Raw genomic sequence first — 20,850 nt, 5'->3', positions numbered from 1 at the left:
TTGCTGTAACACTAACTTATGAGCGTTTCATCATCTCGAAGAAATCATCATTGGTCTTGGTCATCGCAAGCTTATTAATGAGGAATTCCATTGCGTCGATTTCGCCCATCGGGTGAATGATTTTGCGCAGGATCCACATTTTCTGCAGCTCTTCCTGAGTGGTAAGCAACTCTTCTTTACGAGTACCAGAACGGTTGTAGTCGATTGCCGGGAAGACGCGTTTTTCAGCGATCTTACGAGAGAGATGCAGTTCCATGTTACCTGTACCTTTAAACTCTTCGTAGATAACTTCGTCCATTTTGGAGCCGGTATCGATTAGCGCCGTTGCAATGATGGTCAGGCTGCCGCCCTCTTCCACATTACGTGCTGCGCCGAAGAAGCGTTTCGGACGATGCAGGGCGTTGGCGTCCACACCACCGGTCAACACTTTACCGGAAGCCGGTACGACGGTGTTGTAGGCACGAGCCAGACGAGTGATGGAGTCGAGCAGAATAATAACGTCTTTCTTATGCTCAACCAGGCGTTTTGCCTTCTCGATCACCATTTCCGCAACCTGAACGTGGCGAGATGCTGGTTCGTCGAAGGTAGAAGCAACAACTTCACCTTTAACCAGACGCTGCATCTCGGTCACTTCTTCCGGGCGTTCGTCAATCAGCAGAACCATCAGTACGCAGTCTGGATGGTTGTAAGCGATGCTCTGAGCAATGTTCTGCAGCAGCATGGTTTTACCCGCTTTTGGCGGTGCCACAATCAGACCACGTTGCCCACGACCGATAGGCGATGCCAGATCCAGTACGCGTGCGGTTAAATCTTCGGTAGAACCGTTACCACGCTCCATACGCAGACGAGAGTTTGCGTGCAGCGGCGTTAAGTTCTCAAAGAGGATTTTGTTACGGGCGTTTTCTGGTTTGTCGAAGTTAACTTCGTTAACCTTCAGCAGCGCAAAATAGCGTTCACCTTCTTTCGGCGGGCGAATCTTACCAGAGATGGTATCACCAGTGCGGAGGTTGAAACGGCGGATTTGGCTAGGAGAAACGTAGATGTCATCAGGGCCGGCGAGGTAGGAGCTGTCTGCGGAACGGAGGAAACCAAATCCATCCTGCAATATCTCCAGTACGCCATCACCAAAGATATCTTCGCCACTCTTTGCGTGCTGCTTCAGGATGGCAAAAATAATGTCCTGCTTACGCATACGAGCCAGGTTTTCCAGCCCCATATTTTCGCCGAGAGTGATCAGCTCAGAAACCGGCGTATTCTTTAATTCGGTAAGATTCATAGTGGTGTGAGTTCTTAAACTTGGGGTAAATCTCGAACTTAATGTTGTGAATGGTATGGCAGGATCATCCATGCCTGTTTACGGTCATCAACTCATGTCTTTTCGCTGTCTGGTCACAGGAGAGTACGCAGAACTGAAACGACAAGACGGATTGAGTGACGAGCCAGAAATCTGTTCACTTCGCATTTAAGAAAAACAGGAAGCGTTGGATATTACAAGATTCAAACTTAATAAGGTATGTTTAATACGAAGTCAACATTAAGTTAGCATGACTCACGCCGGGCGTCCAGTTTTTAGCGACGGGGCACCCGAACATGAAATTCCCTTACGCCAGGTTAGCGTCGAGGAACTCTTTCAACTGACCTTTAGACAGTGCGCCCACTTTGGTTGCGGCCAATTCGCCGTTTTTGAACAGCAGCAGAGTCGGGATACCACGGATGCCATATTTCGGCGCAGTGCCAGGGTTTTGATCGATGTTCAGTTTTGCAACGGTCAGTTTGCCCTGATATTCGTCAGCGATTTCATCCAGAATCGGGGCGATCATTTTGCACGGACCGCACCACTCTGCCCAGAAATCAACGAGGATCGCCCCGTCCGCTTTGAGTACATCCGTGTCAAAACTGTCGTCAGTCAGGTGAATAATTTTATCGCTCATATATAACTCCACAGGAATAAGCCTGGCGTGTTGGTTTCGTTGTTGGTGTAACATTAACCAACTAAAGGTTGACTTTATTTCACCGGATACGCTTTCGTAAAGCAATAGTAAGCTGATATTCTACCACACTATGAGCAAAACACATTTAACAGAACAGAAGTTTTCCGACTTCGCCCTGCATCCGAAAGTTGTAGAAGCCCTTGAAAAAAAAGGGTTTCATAACTGTACGCCCATTCAGGCACTGGCCCTTCCGCTAACGCTGGTGGGTCGTGACGTAGCCGGGCAGGCGCAAACCGGTACCGGAAAAACGATGGCGTTTCTTACGTCAACGTTTCATTATCTTCTCTCTCATCCTGCGATTGCCGATCGCAAGGTGAATCAACCGCGTGCCTTAATTATGGCACCGACGCGTGAACTTGCCGTGCAGATCCACGCCGATGCGGAGCCACTGGCGCAAGCTACTGGCCTGAAATTGGGTCTGGCTTACGGTGGCGACGGCTACGACAAACAGCTGAAAGTGCTGGAAAGCGGCGTTGACATTTTGATTGGCACTACGGGTCGTTTGATCGACTACGCCAAACAGAACCACATCAACCTCGGCGCCATTCAGGTAGTGGTGCTGGACGAAGCCGATCGTATGTACGATCTGGGCTTTATTAAAGATATCCGCTGGCTGTTCCGCCGTATGCCGCCTGCAAACCAGCGTCTCAACATGCTGTTCTCCGCCACGCTTTCGTACCGGGTACGTGAACTGGCGTTCGAGCAGATGAACAATGCCGAATATATTGAAGTGGAACCGGAACAGAAAACGGGCCACCGCATTAAAGAAGAACTTTTCTACCCTTCTAACGAAGAAAAGATGCGTTTATTACAAACGCTGATCGAAGAAGAGTGGCCAGACAGAGCGATTATTTTCGCCAACACCAAACATCGTTGTGAAGAGATCTGGGGTCACCTGGCGGCAGATGGTCATCGTGTTGGCCTGTTAACGGGTGATGTAGCGCAGAAAAAACGTCTGCGTATTCTTGATGAATTTACCCGTGGTGATTTGGATATTCTGGTTGCCACCGATGTTGCCGCGCGTGGCCTGCATATCCCGGCTGTGACGCACGTCTTTAACTACGATTTACCCGATGACTGTGAAGATTACGTTCACCGTATTGGTCGTACAGGCCGCGCTGGCGCAAGTGGTCATTCCATCAGCCTGGCATGTGAAGAGTATGCATTGAATTTGCCTGCTATTGAGACCTATATTGGTCACTCAATTCCGGTAAGCAAATACAATCCGGACGCATTGATGACCGATCTGCCAAAACCGCTGCGCCTCACGCGCCCGCGTACAGGCAATGGTCCGCGTCGTACTGGCGCTCCGCGTAATCGTCGTCGTTCAGGTTAAATAAAAAATGTCATACTCAAAATCATTCAAACTATATCAAGATGGCAAGAGAATGAATCCCGACGAGCTTATTGTAGTAAGTGATTTGGGTGAAAGAACGCAGCCAACGCAGAGACAGATTGAAGGATGAAGAGTATGGGTTCCACCTCGTCGCTTTATGCCGCTATTGATCTCGGTTCGAATAGTTTTCATATGCTGGTTGTGCGCGAGGTGGCTGGCAGTATCCAGACGCTGACGCGAATTAAACGCAAAGTGCGTCTGGCTGCTGGCCTGAACAGCGAAAATGCCCTGTCTAATGAAGCAATGGAGCGCGGCTGGCAATGCCTGCGTCTGTTTGCTGAACGTTTGCAAGATATCCCTCCCTCGCAAATTCGCGTTGTCGCCACGGCGACGTTACGTCTTGCCGTCAATGCTGGTGATTTCATCGCTAAAGCGCAGGAAATCCTTGGCTGTCCGGTACAGGTCATTAGCGGTGAAGAGGAAGCACGCCTGATTTATCAGGGCGTTGCTCACACCACTGGCGGTGCAGATCAGCGCCTGGTGGTAGATATCGGCGGCGCCAGTACTGAACTGGTAACCGGCACCGGCGCACAAACGACGTCCTTGTTCAGCCTGTCTATGGGCTGCGTTACCTGGCTTGAGCGCTATTTTGCCGATCGTAATCTGGGGCAAGAAAACTTTGTCGCAGCCGAACAAGCCGCGCGCGAAGTGCTACGTCCAGTTGCCGATGAATTGCGCTATCACGGCTGGAAGGTGTGCGTTGGTGCTTCCGGCACCGTGCAGGCTTTGCAGGAAATCATGATGGCGCAGGGTATGGATGAACGCATTACCCTGGCGAAATTGCAGCAACTGAAACAGCGCGCTATTCACTGTGGCAGGCTGGAAGAGTTGGAAATCGAAGGGCTGACGCTGGAACGCGCGTTAGTATTCCCAAGTGGTCTGGCGATCCTGATAGCCATTTTTACCGAGCTGAATATCCAGTGTATGACGCTGGCCGGCGGCGCACTGCGTGAAGGCCTGGTTTACGGCATGTTACATCTGGCGGTCGAGCAGGATATTCGCAGCCGAACACTGCGTAATATTCAACGTCGCTTTATGATTGATACCGATCAAGCACAGCGTGTGGCTAAACTCGCCGCTAACTTGTTCGATCAGGTCGAAAATATCTGGCATCTTGAAGCGATTAGCCGCGATTTACTGGTCAGCGCCTGTCAGCTTCATGAAATTGGCCTTAGCGTTGATTTCAAACAAGCGCCGCAACATGCCGCTTATCTGGTGCGTAACCTGGATCTTCCCGGTTTTACCCCCGCGCAGAAAAAGCTGCTGGCGACGTTATTACTCAACCAGACGAATCCGGTCGATCTCTCATCGCTGCATCAGCAAAATGCCGTACCGCCGCGCGTCGCAGAACAACTCTGTCGTTTACTGCGCCTCGCCATCATTTTTGCCAGCCGTCGTCGTGATGATTTAGTACCAGATATTAAATTACAGGCCGATCATGAGCAGTTGACCTTAACGCTGCCACAAGGTTGGCTGATCCAGCATCCGCTGGGTACAGAGGTTATCGATCAGGAAAGCCAGTGGCAGAGCTATGTCCACTGGCCGCTGGAAGTGCATTAACGTGCAAGGTGCTGGATGCGATGCTCGCTTCTTATCCGGCCTTGATTATTTTCCTCGTTTTGCCGCCATCATCGCTTTCAGATTTGCCAGATGGCTTTGCCCTTTCTGCATCCGTTCTTCGGCGCTGACCACTTTACGCTCTTGTTCCCAAATCAGATCATCCTGCGGCAGCTCCAGCAGGAAGCGGCTTGGCTCCGGGCGCACCAGTTCGCCGTACTGACGGCGTTCTTTACACAGCGTAAAGGTCAATTCCTTCTGGGCGCGGGTAATGCCGACATAGGCCAGTCGCCGCTCCTCATCGATATTATCTTCATCGATGCTGCTCTGGTGCGGCAAAAAACCTTCTTCCATACCGACCATGTAGACATAGGGAAACTCCAGCCCTTTCGACGCGTGCAGAGTCATCAGTTGCACCTGATCCAGTTCTTCCTCGCTTTCACCCCGTTCCATCATGTCGCGAAGAGTAAAGCGCGTCACCACCTGGGTTAACGTCATCGGCTCATCCAGTTCGCTGCCTTCCAGCATCTCCGTCATCCAGCTAAATAACTGGTTAACGTTCTTCATGCGCATTTCGGCGGCTTTCGGACTGGGCGATGTTTCATACAGCCAGGATTCATAATCCATGCCGTGGATCAGATCACGCACCGCGGCAATCGGCTCCCGCTCCGCCAGACGCTGGATTTCTGCCAACCAGTGAGTGAAGCGGGTCAATGCTTCATAACCACGTCCGCTAAGCGTCTGACTCAGGCCCATATCAAAGCTGGCGGTAAACATGCTTTTATTGCGCGTCATCGCCCACTCACCCAGCTTTTTCAGCGTAGCCGGGCCAATCTCTCGCTTCGGCGTGTTAACGATACGCAGAAATGCGCTGTCATCGTCCGGGTTAGTCAGCACGCGCAGATAAGCCAGCAAATCCTTGATTTCAGGACGAGAGAAAAACGACGTACCACCGGATATTTTGTACGGGATGCGGTTTTGCATCAGGAATTTTTCAAACACCCGCGACTGATGGTTACCGCGATAAAGAATAGCGTAATCTTTGTACTGCGTTTTATTGACGAAGTGATGTGCAATCAACTCCCCCGTGACGCGCTCTGCTTCATGTTCCTCGTTATTCGCGCTTAAAACTTTTAGTTCCGCGCCGTAGCCCAGTTCGGAGAACAGACGCTTTTCAAAGACGTGCGGGTTATTGGCGATCAGAATATTCGCCGCTTTCAGAATACGCCCGGAAGAGCGGTAGTTCTGCTCGAGTTTAATCACCTTCAACGCCGGGAAATCCTGACTCAGCAGCACCAGGTTTTGCGGACGTGCGCCGCGCCAGGAGTAGATCGACTGGTCATCGTCACCCACCACGGTAAAGCGCGCGCGGCTGCCCACCAGCAGTTTCACCAGTTCATACTGGCTGGTGTTGGTGTCCTGATACTCATCCACCAGCAGGTAGCGAATTTTGTTCTGCCAGCGCTCGCGTACTTCTTCATTGCGTTGCAGAAGTAACGTCGGCAATAAAATCAGATCGTCGAAGTCGAGAACATTGCACGCTTTCAGGTGCGCATCATACAGTCCATAACAATGGGCAAAAATTCGATCCCGCTCGCCCTTTGCCTCTGCCGCCGCCTGCGTCGGTGTTTTTAGATCGTTTTTCCAATTGGAGATGGTCGAAATTAGCTGTTGCAAGAGAACTTTGTCATCTTCGATCAGCCCTTCGGTCAACTCTTTAAGCAAAGCAAGCTGATCGGTATCGTCAAACAACGAGAAGTTTGCCTTCATCCCCAATGCTGCATACTCGCGTTTGATGATATCCAGCCCCAGCGTGTGGAAGGTGGAGATCATCAGCCCGCGCGCCTCTTTACGCCCCAGCGTCTGCCCGACACGCTCTTTCATCTCGCGCGCCGCCTTATTGGTAAAGGTCACCGCCGCGATATGTCGCGCCTGATAACCGCAACCGCGGATCAGATGGGCGATTTTATTGGTGATAACACGAGTTTTACCGGAACCCGCACCCGCCAGCACCAGGCAGGGGCCGGTAACGAATTCGACAGCTTGTTGTTGGCCGGGGTTTAGACGCATAGGAAAATCGCTCAATGAAAGTCGGGAGGGGAAAATAACAGCGTGGTAGTATAGCCAGCCTCATCCTTACCACTCAAGGCACGATCATGGCAAAAACAGCAGCAGCACTGCATATCCTTGTAAAAGAAGAGAAACTGGCTCTGGATCTTCTCGAGCAGATTAAGAACGGTGCCGATTTCGGCAAGCTGGCGAAGAAACACTCCATTTGCCCGTCAGGCAAGCGCGGTGGTGATTTAGGTGAATTCCGCCAGGGTCAGATGGTTCCGGCGTTCGATAAAGTGGTTTTCTCTTGTCCGGTGCTGGAGCCGACTGGCCCGCTGCATACCCAGTTCGGTTACCACATCATTAAGGTGTTATACCGCAACTAACAGCAAGGCCTTCTCCAGGAGAAGGCCTTGAACTCTGAATCGCTATTAACCCGCAACAGCAATACGTTTCATATCCGTCATATAGCCGCGCAGTTTCTTACCTACCTGCTCAATCGCATGGCTGCGAATCGCTTCGTTCACATCACGCAACTGCGCGTTATCTACCGCACCTTCCGGAATAGCTTTACCCAGGTCGCCCGGTTGCAGCTCTGCCATAAACGGTTTCAGCAGCGGTACACAAGCGTAAGAGAACAGATAGTTACCGTACTCGGCGGTATCAGAGATAACCACGTTCATTTCGTACAGACGCTTACGGGCGATGGTGTTGGCAATCAGCGGCAGTTCATGCAGTGATTCATAGTAAGCAGATTCTTCAATGATGCCGGAATCGACCATGGTTTCGAACGCCAGTTCAACACCCGCTTTCACCATCGCGATCATCAGTACGCCCTTATCGAAGTACTCCTGCTCGCCGATTTTGCCTTCATACTGCGGCGCGGTTTCGAACGCGGTTTTGCCGGTTTCTTCACGCCAGGTCAGCAGTTTCTTATCGTCGTTGGCCCAGTCCGCCATCATGCCGGAGGAGAATTCGCCGGAGATGATGTCGTCCATATGTTTCTGGAACAGCGGTGCCATGATCTCTTTCAGTTGTTCTGACAGCGCGTAAGCACGCAGTTTCGCCGGGTTAGAGAGACGGTCCATCATCAGCGTGATGCCGCCCTGTTTCAGCGCTTCGGTGATGGTTTCCCAACCGAACTGAATCAGTTTTTCTGCGTATGCCGGATCGGTGCCTTCTTCCACCAGCTTGTCGAAGCACAGCAGAGAGCCAGCCTGCAACATACCGCACAGAATAGTTTGCTCGCCCATCAGGTCAGATTTCACTTCCGCAACGAAGGAAGATTCCAGCACGCCCGCACGGTGGCCACCGGTTGCTGCCGCCCATGCTTTAGCGATCGCCATGCCTTCGCCTTTCGGATCGTTTTCCGGATGAACGGCAATCAGCGTCGGTACGCCGAATCCACGTTTGTACTCTTCACGTACTTCGGTGCCAGGGCATTTCGGCGCAACCATTACTACGGTGATGTCTTTACGGATCTGCTCGCCCACTTCGACGATGTTGAAACCGTGCGAATAACCCAGCGCCGCGCCGTCTTTCATCAGTGGCTGTACGGTGCGCACTACATCAGAGTGCTGCTTGTCCGGCGTCAGGTTGACCACCAGATCCGCCTGCGGGATCAGTTCTTCGTAAGTACCCACTTTAAAACCGTTTTCGGTCGCTTTACGCCAGGATGCGCGTTTCTCAGCGATTGCTTCTTTACGCAGAGCGTAGGAGATATCGAGACCAGAATCACGCATGTTCAGGCCCTGATTCAGACCCTGTGCGCCACAGCCGACGATGACCACTTTTTTACCCTGAAGGTAGCTCGCGCCGTCGGCGAATTCATCGCGCCCCATAAAACGACATTTGCCCAACTGTGCCAGCTGCTGGCGCAGATTCAGTGTATTGAAGTAGTTAGCCATGGTGATTCCTCGTGATGTTGTGCTTCTTATTGTTCGGTTCGCGTTTGCGAGATTGAATTCACTATATGACAGGAAATTTATTGCGGAAATTGATATATTCACAACGTCACATTGCAATTTTTGCAACGTCAACATTGAGGGCTGCGCCATTGGATTTACGCGATCTGAAAACCTTCCTGCATCTGGCGGAAAGCCGCCATTTTGGCCGCAGCGCGCGGGCGATGCACGTAAGCCCATCCACGCTCTCACGGCAGATTCAGCGCCTGGAAGAAGATCTTGGTCAGCCGCTGTTTGTGCGCGATAACCGCACGGTAACGCTGACGGAAGCGGGGGAAGAGCTGCGTTTTTTCGCCCAGCAAACGCTGTTGCAGTATCAGCAACTGCGCCACACCATCGATCAGCAAGGGCCGTCGCTCTCAGGAGAATTACATATCTTCTGCTCGGTGACCGCCGCTTACAGCCATCTTCCACCGATTCTCGACCGCTTCCGCGCGGAACATCCGTCAGTGGAGATTAAACTCACTACTGGTGATGCGGCAGATGCGATGGAAAAGGTGGTCACGGGAGAAGCGGATCTGGCGATTGCGGGTAAACCGGAAACTTTGCCCGGCGCGGTGGCGTTTTCGATGCTGGAGAATCTGGCAGTAGTGCTGATTGCGCCCGCGCTGCCCTGCCCGGTGCGTAACCAGGTTTCGGCAGAGAAGCCGGACTGGTCTACAGTGCCGTTTATCATGGCCGATCAGGGACCGGTGCGCCGCCGCATTGAACTATGGTTTCGACGCAATAAAATCAGCAACCCGATGATTTACGCCACGGTCGGTGGACATGAAGCAATGGTATCAATGGTGGCGCTCGGCTGCGGCGTGGCGCTGTTGCCGGAAGTAGTGCTGGAAAACAGCCCGGAACCGGTGCGTAACCGCGTGATGATTTTAGAGCGCAGCGATGAGAAAACGCCGTTCGAGCTGGGCGTTTGTGCGCAGAAAAAGCGGCTGCATGAGCCGCTGATTGAGGCGTTCTGGAAGATTTTGCCGAATTAGTTTTATGGCCCCACCATTACCCTAACGGGCTTCCCAATACGGCTAAGCATATTCACCAGAGCATCGATGGTGAATTTGCTGCATTTCTTGTTGACGACATCCGAAACGCGCGGCCGTGATATATGTAAAACGGTTGCCACCTCGGCTTGCTTCATCTGGTTTTGCTTAATCCAGAGGGTAATTTCTTCCATGAGCTGTTCTTTGATGACTAACGTGTTTTCAATTTCACTCAGGGAATCAGCGTAAAGCTTTTCAGCTTCCTGCTTATCAAACCCCAAATCAGCAAAAACATTACCGCCAGATGGTGTCACATGGCGAATATCACTATCAGTTTTGGCAATCACAGGCTGTTTCTCCGTTGTTGCACCACCCGGTTATAACGCGTTCTGGCGATGTTTTTATCGTGCTGACTGGTTTGTTGCGTCTGTTTCTGGAAACTATGCAAAACGTAGAGCGCTTCTACGAACTTCGCAACATACATAACGCGATAGATGCCATTGTTGTCACGAATACGAATTTCATTTACCCCAGCCCCAATTTCTGAAAACGGTTTCCAGTCATCGGGTTCAATTCCATACTGAATTTTGTGAAGCTGATAACCGACGGCTTTACGTACCGTTATGGGAAAAGCCAGGAGATCCTCCAGAGAAGATCCCACCCATCGAATTTCTTTTTCATTGGAGAGAGCCAGGGTGAGTAACATAACATCCTTGCGTATAAAATTTTATACATTGTTTTTGACTGGTGCAAGTGATAGCGGTGCACAAATAACCAAAATGGCGGTGCTAACGATATTGTGAGCCGAGTTTCACCACAAGCGGGTTGAGCGCCTTCTGGAAAACGTCTCGCAAAATTGAATGAGTGGATGCTTCGGACTGGCAGAAAAGCCCAATAACTGAGGGAAGATCATATCTGGATATTAGGCCCACTTTACTTTGTGGGCCTGAAAACCGAAAAGCTGAGTTAACCCGCCAAAAAGAACCTGAACGCCGGGTTATTGGTTTCGTCGTGGCAATCGTAGCCCAGCTCATTTAGCCGGGTTTCAAAATCCGGTTCATGGTCGCCAAGCTCAAACGCCGCCAGCACGCGTCCGTAGTCAGTACCATGACTGCGATAATGGAACAACGAAATGTTCCAGTGCGTACCCAGCGTGTTGAGGAAACGCAGCAGCGCGCCCGGTGATTCCGGGAATTCGAAGCTGTAGAGGCGTTCCTGCAACGGATGCGATGGACGCCCGCCAACCATATAGCGCACGTGAAGCTTCGCCATTTCGTCGTCGGAGAGATCAACCACGCTGTAGCCGCCATCGTTGAGCATCTGCAAAATTTCTTTGCGCTCTTCAAGGCCACGGCTCAGGCGCACGCCGACAAAGATGCAGGCGTTTTTGGCATCAGCAAAACGGTAGTTGAACTCGGTGATCGAGCGCCCGCCAAGCAGCTGGCAGAATTTGAGGAAACTGCCTTTTTCTTCCGGGATAGTCACCGCCAGCAACGCTTCACGCTGTTCGCCCAATTCGCAGCGTTCCGAGACGTAGCGTAGGCCGTGGAAATTGACGTTTGCCCCCGAAAGTACATGCGCCAGTCGTTCTCCGCGAATGTTGTGCTGGGCGATGTATTTTTTCATCCCTGCCAGCGCCAGCGCACCAGAGGGTTCCGCCACCGCACGCACATCTTCGAACAGGTCTTTCATCGCCGCACAGATAGCATCGCTGTCGACGGTGATGATGTCGTCGAGATACTCCTGGCATAAACGGAAGGTTTCGTCGCCGATGCGTTTTACCGCAACGCCTTCAGCAAATAGCCCTACGCGCGGCAAATCAACGGGATGACCTGCATCCAGCGCCGCTTTCAGGCAGGCGGAGTCTTCCGCTTCTACGGCGATCACTTTGATTTGCGGCATCAGCTGTTTGATCAGCACTGCCACACCCGCCGCCAGGCCGCCGCCACCGACCGGTACAAATACGCGATCAAGATGGGCGTCCTGCTGGAGCAGTTCCAGCGCCAGCGTGCCTTGCCCGGCGATCACCATCGGATGATCGAACGGCGGTACCCAGGTGAAGCCCTGCTGCTGCGACAGTTCAATTGCTTTGGCTTTCGCTTCATCAAAGTTTGCGCCGTGAAGCAGCACTTCGCCACCGAAGCCGCGCACCGCATCAACTTTGATGTCAGCGGTGGCGGTTGGCATGACGATCAGCGCCTTCACGCCTAACCGTGCGGAAGAAAACGCCACGCCCTGCGCGTGGTTACCCGCCGAGGCGGTGATCACGCCATGCGCTTTCTGTTCTTCCGTCAGGCCCGCCATCATGGCGTATGCGCCACGCAGCTTAAAGCTGTGCACTGGCTGGCGGTCTTCGCGCTTAACCAGAATCACGTTATCAAGACGCGATGACAGCTTTTCCATTTTTTGTAGCGGCGTGACCTGCGCCGCTTCATAGACCGGTGCGCGTAGCACCGCTCTTAAATATTCGGCACCTTCCGGAGCGCCGGAGAGGGGTTGTGAGTCTGCCATCATTAACCCCCCAGTTTCGATTTATCGCGCACCGCACCTTTGTCGGCGCTGGTTGCCAGGCTGGCGTAGGCGCGCAAGGCAAAGGAAACCTGGCGTTCACGGTTTTTCGGCGTCCAGGCCTGGTCGCCACGCGCTTCCTGCGCTTCACGACGCGCGGCAATTTCCTGCTCGCTCAGTTGCAACTGAATGCCGCGATTCGGAATGTCGATTTCGATCAGGTCGCCATCTTCAATGATCGCGATATTGCCCCCGCTTGCCGCTTCCGGTGAAACGTGGCCGATGGAGAGGCCGGAAGTCCCGCCGGAGAAACGACCGTCGGTGATCAGCGCACAGGCTTTGCCGAGTCCCATCGATTTCAGGAAGCTGGTTGGGTAGAGCATTTCCTGCATGCCAGGGCCGCCTTTCGGGCCTTCATAGCGGATCACTACGACATCACCCGCGACGACTTTACCGCCGAGGATAGCTTCTACCGCGTCGTCCTGGCTTTCGTACACTTTCGCCGGGCCGGTGAATTTGAGGATGCTGTCATCGACGCCTGCGGTTTTCACGATGCAGCCGTTTTCCGCAAAGTTACCGTAGAGTACCGCCAGGCCGCCGTCTTTGCTGTACGCGTGCTCCAGCGAGCGGATGCAGCCGTTTGCGCGGTCGTCATCGAGAGAATCCCAACGGCAATCCTGCGAGAACGCCTGTGTGGTACGAATACCCGCTGGGCCAGCGCGGAACATATTTTTTACCGCGTCATCCTGGGTCAGCATAACGTCGTATTGTTCCAGCGTTTGCGGCAACGTCAGGCCAAGTACGTTTTTCACATCACGGTTCAGTAACCCCGCGCGATCCAGTTCGCCGAGAATACCGATAACACCACCAGCACGATGAACATCTTCCATATGGTATTTCTGGGTGCTCGGCGCAACTTTACACAGCTGCGGAACCTTTCGGGAAAGTTTATCGATATCACTCATGGTGAAGTCGATTTCCGCTTCCTGCGCCGCCGCCAGCAGGTGAAGTACCGTGTTGGTAGAACCGCCCATTGCGATATCCAGCGTCATGGCGTTTTCAAACGCCGCCTTACTGGCGATATTACGCGGCAGTGCACTTTCGTCGTTTTGCTCGTAGTAACGTTTGGTCAATTCAACAATGCGTTTACCGGCATTGAGGAACAGCTGCTTACGGTCGGCGTGGGTCGCCAGCAGCGAGCCATTACCCGGTTGCGACAGGCCCAGCGCTTCGGTCAGGCAGTTCATCGAGTTAGCGGTAAACATCCCGGAGCAGGAACCACAGGTTGGGCAGGCGGAACGTTCAACCTGATCGCTCTGGGAGTCAGAAACTTTCGGGTCTGCCCCCTGGATCATCGCATCAACCAGATCGAGCTTGATGATCTGATCGGACAGTTTGGTTTTCCCGGCCTCCATCGGGCCGCCGGAAACGAAGATCACCGGAATGTTTAATCGCAGGGAAGCCATCAGCATCCCCGGGGTGATTTTGTCGCAGTTAGAGATGCAGACCATGGCGTCGGCGCAGTGGGCGTTGACCATATACTCAACGGAATCAGCGATCAGTTCGCGAGATGGCAGTGAATAAAGCATCCCCCCGTGGCCCATGGCGATCCCATCATCCACCGCAATGGTGTTGAACTCTTTGGCAACACCGCCAGCCGCTTCAATTTGTTCGGCGACCAGTTTACCGAGATCGCGCAGATGGACGTGACCCGGTACAAATTGGGTGAACGAGTTCACAACCGCGATAATCGGCTTACCGAAATCGGCGTCGGTCATTCCGGTGGCGCGCCACAGCGCACGAGCACCCGCCATATTACGACCATGAGTGGTGGTGGCGGAACGGTACTTAGGCATACTTTATTTACTCCCAGTGTCTGTCTCGTAAATGGGACGGTGCGTGCCGTCCCATTTTTTGTATTTATTGATTAACTTGATCCAACCAGCCCCATTTATCTTCGGTTTCGCCAGTGAAGAGGCCGAAGAAGGCTTGCTGAATGCGTTTGGTAACCGGGCCGCAACGGCCTTCGCCAACCTGAATCCCGTCTACGCTGCGCACTGGCGTGATTTCTGCCGCCGTACCGGACATAAACACTTCATCCGCCAGGTACAGTGATTCGCGCGACAGCACCTGCTCACGCACTTCAATTCCCAGCTCTTTCGCCAGTTTGATGATGGCGTCACGGGTAATACCCGGCAGCGCGGATGAGGTGAACGGTGGGGTGAACAGCACACCGTCTTTCACTTCAAACAGGTTTTCGCCTGCGCCTTCAGAGATGTAACCGTTCACATCCAGCGCGATACCTTCCTGATAACCGTGGCGGCGCGCTTCGCTACCCACCAGCAGGGAAGAGAGGTAGTTACCACCGGCTTTCGCCGCGGTTGGGATGGTGTTTGGTGCTGCGCGGTTCCAGGAGGAAACCATCGCATCGATCCCCTGCTCCAGCGCTTCTGCCCCCAGATACGCTCCCCACGGGAAAGCGGCGATAATCACGTCGGTTGAGTATCCCGCAGGCGGGTTTACGCCCATGCCAACATCACCGACAAAGATCAGCGGACGGATATAGGCGCTGGTGAGATTGTTTTTGCGGATCACGTCACGACAAGCTTCCATCAGCTCATCAATGCTCTGCGAAACCGGGAAGCGATAGATTTTGGCGGAGTCATGCAGACGCTGCATATGCTCACGATGGCGGAATACAACCGGTCCTTTGTGCGAGTCGTAGCAACGGATGCCTTCAAAAACCGAGGTGCCATAGTGCAGCGCGTGCGACATCACATGCACCTTCGCGTCTTCCCAGCGAACCATCTCCCCATTGAACCAAATGTAATCAGCTTTCTTCGTGGTCATTTTTATATTCCTTTTGCGCTCAGGCGCGGATTTGTTGTGATGTGGTTGTGCTCTGGCAGATGGCAACGTGTGCGACGTCCACCAGTTTATTTAACTGACTAAACAGTAAGTCGACCGACCGTGGGCTGGCAACGGTCAATTCGATATTTATATTTTGTGCATCGCTGGCGGCGGCCATATTCATTGAGCAGACGTGGAAACCACGATGACGCACCACGCGTAAAACACGTTCTAAGGTTTCCGGACTGAAGCGAGCCGATACATTGACCTGATGTTGCATCATGATAATTTCTCCAACATTTCTGAATTACTGGCACCAGGCGGCACCAGCGGCCAGACGTTCTCAAGTTCGTCGATTGAGACATGAAGCAGGTATGGCCCATCACTGTTCAGCATGGTGTCGAGTGCCGCTTCAACCTGGTCTTTACGGGTGATGTGTTGGCCAGGGATGCCGAAGGCGCTGGCTAACATGAGGAAATCTGGGTTATCGGTAAGGGTGGTTTCGCTGTATCGTTCCTGGAAAAACAGTTGCTGCCATTGTCGAACCATCCCTAACCGTTGGTTATCGAGTAAGACGATTTTCAACGGTAATTGCTTGCGTTTTACGGTGCCCAGCTCTTGCACATTCATCATGAAAGAGCCGTCACCGGAGATACAGACAACGGTATCGTTCGGTCGTGCGACTTGCGCGCCAACCGCTGCCGGTAAACCGAATCCCATAGTGCCTAAGCCGCTGGAGGTGATGAAATTTTCCGGGCGAGTATGGGCGATGTGCTGCGCAGCCCACATCTGGTGCTGCCCCACATCTGTGGTCACGACGCAATCCGCAGGTTTACGATCCGACAGTTGTTTTAACAACAGCGGCGCGTAGATAGCATCACCGGGATGGTCGTAACGCCAGGCATGTTCATCACGCAGCTGCGCGCAGTATTGCTGCCAGTCATTGATATTTAACGTGTGCTGTAACGCAGGCAACAGCGTGTTTAAATCACCCTGTAATGCCACATGTGCCTGACGCAGCTTGTTCATTTCTGCTGGATCGATATCCATATGGATAACACTGGCGTGTGGTGCGAAGGTGTTCAGCTTGCCGGTCACCCGGTCATCAAAACGTGCACCTACGGCGATCAGTAAATCACATTCCTGCACCGCGAAGTTCGCCGCTTTGGTGCCGTGCATTCCCAGCATTCCCAGATAGTACGGATAATCCGCTTCAACTGCGCCCAGCCCTTTCAGCGTACAGGTGGCAGGCATTTTTGTGGCAGCGAGAAATTCACGCAAAGCCGGAACCGCCTGTGCCATGCCCACGCCACCGCCAACGTACAGCATCGGTTTTTGCGCTTTTGCCAGCATCTGGCGCGCTTGCTCGACTTCGGCATGTGGGAAAGTCACTTCGTTTTCAACGGTGGTGAACCACGGTTCCAGATCGCCGCTGGCTAACTGGATATCTTTTGGGATATCGACCAGAACTGGACCAGGACGACCTGAGCTGGCAACCTCAAACGCTTCGGCCATGATGCGCGGCAACTCTTCCAGCGACTGTACCAGGAAGCTGTGTTTGGTACAGGCTAATGACAATCCCAGGACATCCACTTCCTGAAATGCGTCGGTACCGATAAACGGAGCGGACACCTGACCGGTGATGGCAACAACAGGGATGGAATCTAACAGCGCGTCCGCAAGCCCGGTTATCAGGTTGGTTGCGCCCGGACCAGACGTGGCGATACATACGCCAGTTTTGCCAGTAGCACGGGCATAGCCGATAGCCGCCATTGCCGCTCCCTGCTCATGTCGGCACAGCAAGTGCTCCACGCCGCCGTCATACAATGCATCGTAAACCGGCATAATTGCGCCACCCGGATAACCGAAAACGGTGTTCACACCCTGTGCCCGCAACGCATGTACCACCCACTGTGCGCCATTCATAGTTAGTTCCCCGTCCTGAATATTGAGAAACAGAATTTTGTGCTGTTATTCATTGTCTGCTCCTCGGTTATGTTTTTAAGGTCAAAAAAAACCCCCGGACCTTTCGGTGCGGGGGTCTTAGTTCGTTAAGGCTTGATCTCTAAGCCTTTCCTCGTCCAAGTGCAGCCCCGCACGGTGGGATAATAATCACCACCACGCTAATCACGACCAGGCTAATCACTCGTAGAAGGGCTGTCATTTTGTCTTTTCTTGCATCTTGTTCGAAGGAATACCTAAAGAGTTACCATAGATTTTGCGAATGGCACAAGATATTTTTTAATCACGTTTTGTTGTATTCCCAATCATTTCGATAAAAATCATTGTTTTTTATATAAAAAAAGGTGAGTGAAAAAAATTCAATTTCCGTATGTTTCTTACCCTCGCCCAGAGGCTAATTTTTTTACTTCTCATTTTTGCGAGAGTTATTCCATCACTCATACAACTCAGTTCACGTTGCATAAATAAACGGGAATCAGCCGCTAATTAACGCAATCTGGCAGACTACAGCAGCGATCTCTTATGCTCATAATAGTGGCTCAAGGAGGGCTTATGTCACTGTCAATTGTTCATACTCGTGCAGCTCTGGGAGTAAACGCACCCCCGATCACTGTTGAGGTTCATATCAGTAAAGGTCTACCAGGATTAACGATGGTGGGCTTACCAGAAACAACGGTAAAAGAAGCACGCGATCGCGTGCGCAGCGCCATTATCAATAGCGGATATGAATATCCGGCGAAAAAAATCACCATTAACCTTGCACCAGCCGACCTGCCGAAAGAAGGAGGGCGATATGATTTACCTATCGCTATTGCTTTGCTGGCAGCTTCTGAACAGCTTACAGCCAATAAGTTGCATGAATATGAATTAGTCGGGGAACTGGCGCTTACAGGCGCTCTGCGCGGCGTTCCTGGCGCAATCTCCAGTGCAACTGAAGCCATTAAGTCAGGCAGAAAAATTATCGTCGCGAAAGATAACGAAGATGAAGTGGGGCTAATTAACGGTGAAGGATGCCTGATAGCCGATCATCTGCAGGCTGTCTGTGCGTTTCTCGAAGGTAAGCATGCTCTCGAACGCCCGTCACCAACTGATGTTGTATCCCGGATATTACAACATGATCTCAGTGATGTTGTCGGTCAGGAGCAAGGAAAGCGAGGGCTGGAAATTACCGCCGCAGGGGGCCACAACCTTTTACTGATTGGACCACCAGGAACAGGTAAAACAATGCTCGCCAGCCGTATTAATGGCTTATTGCCAGATTTAAGTAATGAAGAAGCTCTGGAGAGTGCCGCAATATTAAGCCTGGTGAATGCCGAGTCAGTGCAAAAACAATGGCGGCAGCGCCCGTTCCGCTCACCGCATCACAGTGCGTCGTTAACTGCGATGGTGGGCGGTGGTGCAATTCCAGGGCCAGGTGAAATTTCGCTGGCGCATAACGGCGTGCTTTTTCTTGATGAGCTACCTGAATTTGAACGGCGTACACTGGATGCCTTGCGAGAGCCGATTGAATCCGGGCAGATCCATCTTTCACGCACGCGAGCAAAAATAACCTATCCAGCCCGTTTCCAGCTTGTTGCGGCGATGAACCCCAGCCCTACCGGACATTATCAGGGAAACCATAACCGCTGCACACCAGAACAAACATTACGTTATCTCAACCGACTCTCTGGTCCCTTTCTTGACCGCTTTGACCTTTCACTGGAGATCCCATTACCGCCCCCCGGCATTTTGAGTAAAGCGGTAGTGCCAGGAGAAAGCAGCGCCACCGTTAAACAACGTGTAATGGCCGCCAGAGAGCGCCAATTTAAGCGGCAGAATAAACTGAATGCCTGGCTGGATAGCCCGGAAATACGGCAATTCTGCAAGCTTGAGAGCGCAGATGCGCAGTGGCTGGAAGAAACGCTGATCCATCTGGGGTTATCGATTCGTGCCTGGCAGCGATTACTGAAAGTAGCACGAACCATTGCTGATATTGATCAGTCTGACATCATCACACGCCAGCATTTGCAGGAGGCGGTTAGCTATCGTGCGATTGACCGCTTGCTCATCCATTTGCAAAAACTGCTGACATAAAAAAAGGGCATTTCGCCCTTTTTATTAATCGTCGGAATCGGTGTAGTCTTCAGCACCTTCGACCTGCGGTTTACCGCCGGAAAGGGTATGAAAACGTTTTGGACGTTTAATACGCGTCATATACTTGGACCACACGCGTTCTGCTTCTGTCACTGGCTCACGTTCGCCACGGCATACTGCTACGAAGAGTTTCTCTTCCTCGGTAACCGGCTCGCGCTTGCCGAGATCCAGCTCATTGAAGGCATAACCATGACGCTCAAGCAGTTGTGCCTCTTTGATGGTGAAATCACCATGACGAGAGAATCCACGTGGATAATGTTTATTGTCGAAATATCGATTAGTCGTCGTAAAGCTTTCCGCCATCCTGCACGCTCCTAATTCTTTGACCGAGCTAGTTATGGCGCGGAGTATTAGTTACGCTTGACAGAGTGTAAAACAAAACATTTAAATCATAACGACAAATAATTTTGCGGAGAGCACTGTGGATACGGAATTGTTAAAAACTTTCCTGGAAGTTAGCCGAACGCGTCACTTTGGTCGAGCGGCTGAATCGCTCTATCTGACCCAATCAGCCGTGAGCTTTCGAATCAGACAACTGGAAAATCAACTGGGTGTGAATCTTTTCACCCGCCATAGAAACAATATCCGTTTAACCGCTGCCGGAGAAAAGCTTCTGCCTTATGCAGAAACGCTCATGAGCACCTGGCAAGCCGCCCGCAAGGAGGTGGCGCATACCTCACGACATAATGAGTTTTCTATCGGTGCCAGCGCCTCGCTGTGGGAGTGTATGCTTAATCAGTGGCTGGGGCGCTTGTATCAGAATCAGGATGCCCACACAGGCCTGCAATTTGAAGCGCGGATTGCCCAACGACAGTCTCTGGTAAAACAGCTACATGAACGTCAACTTGATCTTCTTATTACCACTGAAGCGCCCAAAATGGACGAATTTAGTAGCCAGTTGTTGGGACATTTCACTTTAGCGCTCTATGCCAGCGCCCCCTCTAAATTAAAGGGTGATCTTAACTATCTGCGTCTGGAATGGGGGCCGGATTTTCAACAGCATGAGACAGGTTTGATCGGTGCTGATGAAGTTCCAATCCTGACAACCAGTTCTGCTGAACTGGCACAACAACAGATTGAAATGCTTAATGGCTGCACCTGGCTACCGGTAAGTTGGGCGCGCAAAAAAGGCGGTTTGCATACTGTTGTCGACAGTACAACACTTTCACGGCCGCTCTATGCCATATGGCTGCAAAATAGCGACAAACACGCGCTGATTCGAGATCTATTGAAAATTAACGTACTGGATGAAGTGTATTAATCCGAATGGCTGGCAAGGACGCCGGTGGAAGGATTTACTTCGGAGAGGGTTATTTTAGATAAAAAAAATCCTTAGCTTTCGCTAAGGATGATTTCTGGCAGGGGCGGAGAGACTCGAACTCCCAACACCCGGTTTTGGAGACCGGTGCTCTACCAATTGAACTACGCCCCTAATTAGGGTGGCGGAACGGACGGGACTC

The 20,850-nt window shown here is 52.2% G+C and carries 21 protein-coding genes and 1 tRNA gene; 6 read left to right on the top strand and 16 right to left on the bottom strand.

What is annotated here, in order from left to right; translation table 11 throughout:
- Window positions 1-16: 16 nt before the first annotated feature.
- The 3 genes from rho to trxA form a co-directional block, all read right to left on the bottom strand.
- Entirely contained in the window at window positions 17-1,276 is a 1,260-nt protein-coding gene (gene rho, locus FEK46_RS13380; RefSeq protein WP_001054527.1) for a transcription termination factor Rho, read from the bottom strand.
- A gap of 87 nt (window positions 1,277-1,363) precedes the next feature.
- On the bottom strand, window positions 1,364-1,462 hold the full coding sequence (rhoL, locus tag FEK46_RS13375) for a rho operon leader peptide RhoL (RefSeq protein WP_032145636.1): 99 nt from the start codon (window positions 1,460-1,462) through the stop codon (window positions 1,364-1,366).
- Between the two features lie 139 nt (window positions 1,463-1,601).
- Window positions 1,602-1,931, bottom strand: coding sequence for a thioredoxin TrxA (gene trxA, locus FEK46_RS13370; RefSeq protein ID WP_064530526.1), 330 nt, complete (start codon window positions 1,929-1,931; stop codon window positions 1,602-1,604).
- 130 nt (window positions 1,932-2,061) lie between these two features.
- Between trxA and rhlB the strand changes: the two genes are divergently transcribed.
- Window positions 2,062-3,327 carry an ATP-dependent RNA helicase RhlB gene (rhlB, locus tag FEK46_RS13365; protein ID WP_130209386.1) on the top strand — a complete coding sequence of 422 codons (1,266 nt, stop codon included), beginning with the start codon at window positions 2,062-2,064 and terminating at the stop codon, window positions 3,325-3,327.
- Window positions 3,328-3,462: 135 nt separating this feature from the next.
- A complete protein-coding gene (gene gppA / locus FEK46_RS13360) occupies window positions 3,463-4,947 on the top strand; it encodes a guanosine-5'-triphosphate,3'-diphosphate diphosphatase (RefSeq protein ID WP_130209384.1) in 1,485 nt (494 codons plus the stop codon).
- Between the two features lie 45 nt (window positions 4,948-4,992).
- On the opposite strand, the gene rep is transcribed toward gppA, so the two are convergent.
- Window positions 4,993-7,014: a DNA helicase Rep gene (gene rep, locus FEK46_RS13355; protein WP_130209382.1), complete on the bottom strand. Its 2,022-nt coding sequence runs from the start codon at window positions 7,012-7,014 to the stop codon at window positions 4,993-4,995.
- Window positions 7,015-7,100: 86 nt separating this feature from the next.
- On the opposite strand from rep, the gene ppiC reads away from it, so the two are divergent.
- Window positions 7,101-7,382, top strand: coding sequence for a peptidylprolyl isomerase PpiC (ppiC, locus tag FEK46_RS13350; protein WP_001140251.1), 282 nt, complete (start codon window positions 7,101-7,103; stop codon window positions 7,380-7,382).
- A 45-nt stretch (window positions 7,383-7,427) separates the two neighbouring features.
- Here ppiC and ilvC read toward each other — a convergent pair whose 3' ends face one another.
- Window positions 7,428-8,903: a ketol-acid reductoisomerase gene (gene ilvC, locus FEK46_RS13345; protein ID WP_000024951.1), complete on the bottom strand. Its 1,476-nt coding sequence runs from the start codon at window positions 8,901-8,903 to the stop codon at window positions 7,428-7,430.
- A 149-nt stretch (window positions 8,904-9,052) separates the two neighbouring features.
- On the opposite strand from ilvC, the gene ilvY reads away from it, so the two are divergent.
- Entirely contained in the window at window positions 9,053-9,940 is an 888-nt protein-coding gene (gene ilvY / locus FEK46_RS13340) for an HTH-type transcriptional activator IlvY (protein WP_135559152.1), read from the top strand.
- A gap of 2 nt (window positions 9,941-9,942) precedes the next feature.
- Here ilvY and FEK46_RS13335 read toward each other — a convergent pair whose 3' ends face one another.
- The 9 genes from FEK46_RS13335 to ilvL form a co-directional block, all read right to left on the bottom strand.
- Window positions 9,943-10,284, bottom strand: coding sequence for a helix-turn-helix domain-containing protein (locus tag FEK46_RS13335; RefSeq protein ID WP_130258653.1), 342 nt, complete (start codon window positions 10,282-10,284; stop codon window positions 9,943-9,945).
- A complete protein-coding gene (locus tag FEK46_RS13330; protein WP_165383357.1) occupies window positions 10,281-10,598 on the bottom strand; it encodes a type II toxin-antitoxin system RelE/ParE family toxin in 318 nt (105 codons plus the stop codon). The genes FEK46_RS13335 and FEK46_RS13330 overlap by 4 nt, the downstream gene beginning before the upstream one ends.
- Window positions 10,599-10,903: 305 nt before the next feature.
- Window positions 10,904-12,448, bottom strand: a complete 1,545-nt coding sequence (gene ilvA / locus FEK46_RS13325; RefSeq protein WP_130209492.1) for a threonine ammonia-lyase, biosynthetic — start codon at window positions 12,446-12,448, stop codon at window positions 10,904-10,906.
- A gap of 2 nt (window positions 12,449-12,450) precedes the next feature.
- The gene (gene ilvD, locus FEK46_RS13320; RefSeq protein ID WP_135495436.1) at window positions 12,451-14,301 is read right to left on the bottom strand and encodes a dihydroxy-acid dehydratase; all 1,851 of its coding nucleotides are present in this window, start codon (window positions 14,299-14,301) and stop codon (window positions 12,451-12,453) included.
- A gap of 64 nt (window positions 14,302-14,365) precedes the next feature.
- Window positions 14,366-15,295 (bottom strand): branched-chain-amino-acid transaminase, encoded by a 930-nt coding sequence (gene ilvE, locus FEK46_RS13315; RefSeq protein WP_000208520.1) that lies wholly within the window; start codon window positions 15,293-15,295, stop codon window positions 14,366-14,368.
- 19 nt (window positions 15,296-15,314) lie between these two features.
- Entirely contained in the window at window positions 15,315-15,578 is a 264-nt protein-coding gene (gene ilvM / locus FEK46_RS13310; RefSeq protein WP_130209376.1) for an acetolactate synthase 2 small subunit, read from the bottom strand.
- Complete coding sequence (gene ilvG, locus FEK46_RS13305) at window positions 15,575-17,221, bottom strand: acetolactate synthase 2 catalytic subunit (RefSeq protein WP_130209374.1); 1,647 nt, start codon at window positions 17,219-17,221, stop codon at window positions 15,575-15,577. The genes ilvM and ilvG overlap by 4 nt, the downstream gene beginning before the upstream one ends.
- 2 nt (window positions 17,222-17,223) lie before the next feature.
- Window positions 17,224-17,274: a peptide IlvX gene (gene ilvX / locus FEK46_RS13300; RefSeq protein WP_105212609.1), complete on the bottom strand. Its 51-nt coding sequence runs from the start codon at window positions 17,272-17,274 to the stop codon at window positions 17,224-17,226.
- Between the two features lie 86 nt (window positions 17,275-17,360).
- Complete coding sequence (gene ilvL, locus FEK46_RS13295) at window positions 17,361-17,459, bottom strand: ilv operon leader peptide (RefSeq protein ID WP_001311244.1); 99 nt, start codon at window positions 17,457-17,459, stop codon at window positions 17,361-17,363.
- 350 nt (window positions 17,460-17,809) lie between these two features.
- Between ilvL and FEK46_RS13290 the strand changes: the two genes are divergently transcribed.
- On the top strand, window positions 17,810-19,330 hold the full coding sequence (locus FEK46_RS13290) for a YifB family Mg chelatase-like AAA ATPase (RefSeq protein ID WP_130209372.1): 1,521 nt from the start codon (window positions 17,810-17,812) through the stop codon (window positions 19,328-19,330).
- A gap of 24 nt (window positions 19,331-19,354) precedes the next feature.
- Here the strand turns inward: FEK46_RS13290 and maoP are convergent, their stop codons facing one another.
- Window positions 19,355-19,693, bottom strand: a complete 339-nt coding sequence (gene maoP, locus FEK46_RS13285) for a macrodomain Ori organization protein MaoP (RefSeq protein ID WP_000841001.1) — start codon at window positions 19,691-19,693, stop codon at window positions 19,355-19,357.
- 118 nt (window positions 19,694-19,811) lie between these two features.
- Between maoP and hdfR the strand changes: the two genes are divergently transcribed.
- Complete coding sequence (gene hdfR / locus FEK46_RS13280) at window positions 19,812-20,651, top strand: HTH-type transcriptional regulator HdfR (RefSeq protein ID WP_130209370.1); 840 nt, start codon at window positions 19,812-19,814, stop codon at window positions 20,649-20,651.
- Between the two features lie 95 nt (window positions 20,652-20,746).
- On the opposite strand, the gene FEK46_RS13275 is transcribed toward hdfR, so the two are convergent.
- Window positions 20,747-20,822: transfer RNA gene (locus tag FEK46_RS13275), tRNA-Trp, on the bottom strand.
- Window positions 20,823-20,850 lie beyond the last annotated feature (28 nt).

The sequence above is a fragment of the Escherichia sp. E4736 genome (assembly GCF_005781225.1).
Lineage (GTDB): Bacteria > Pseudomonadota > Gammaproteobacteria > Enterobacterales > Enterobacteriaceae > Escherichia.
The sequence above is the reverse complement of the archived record's forward strand: the minus strand, read 5'-3'. Positions and strand labels throughout refer to the sequence as shown.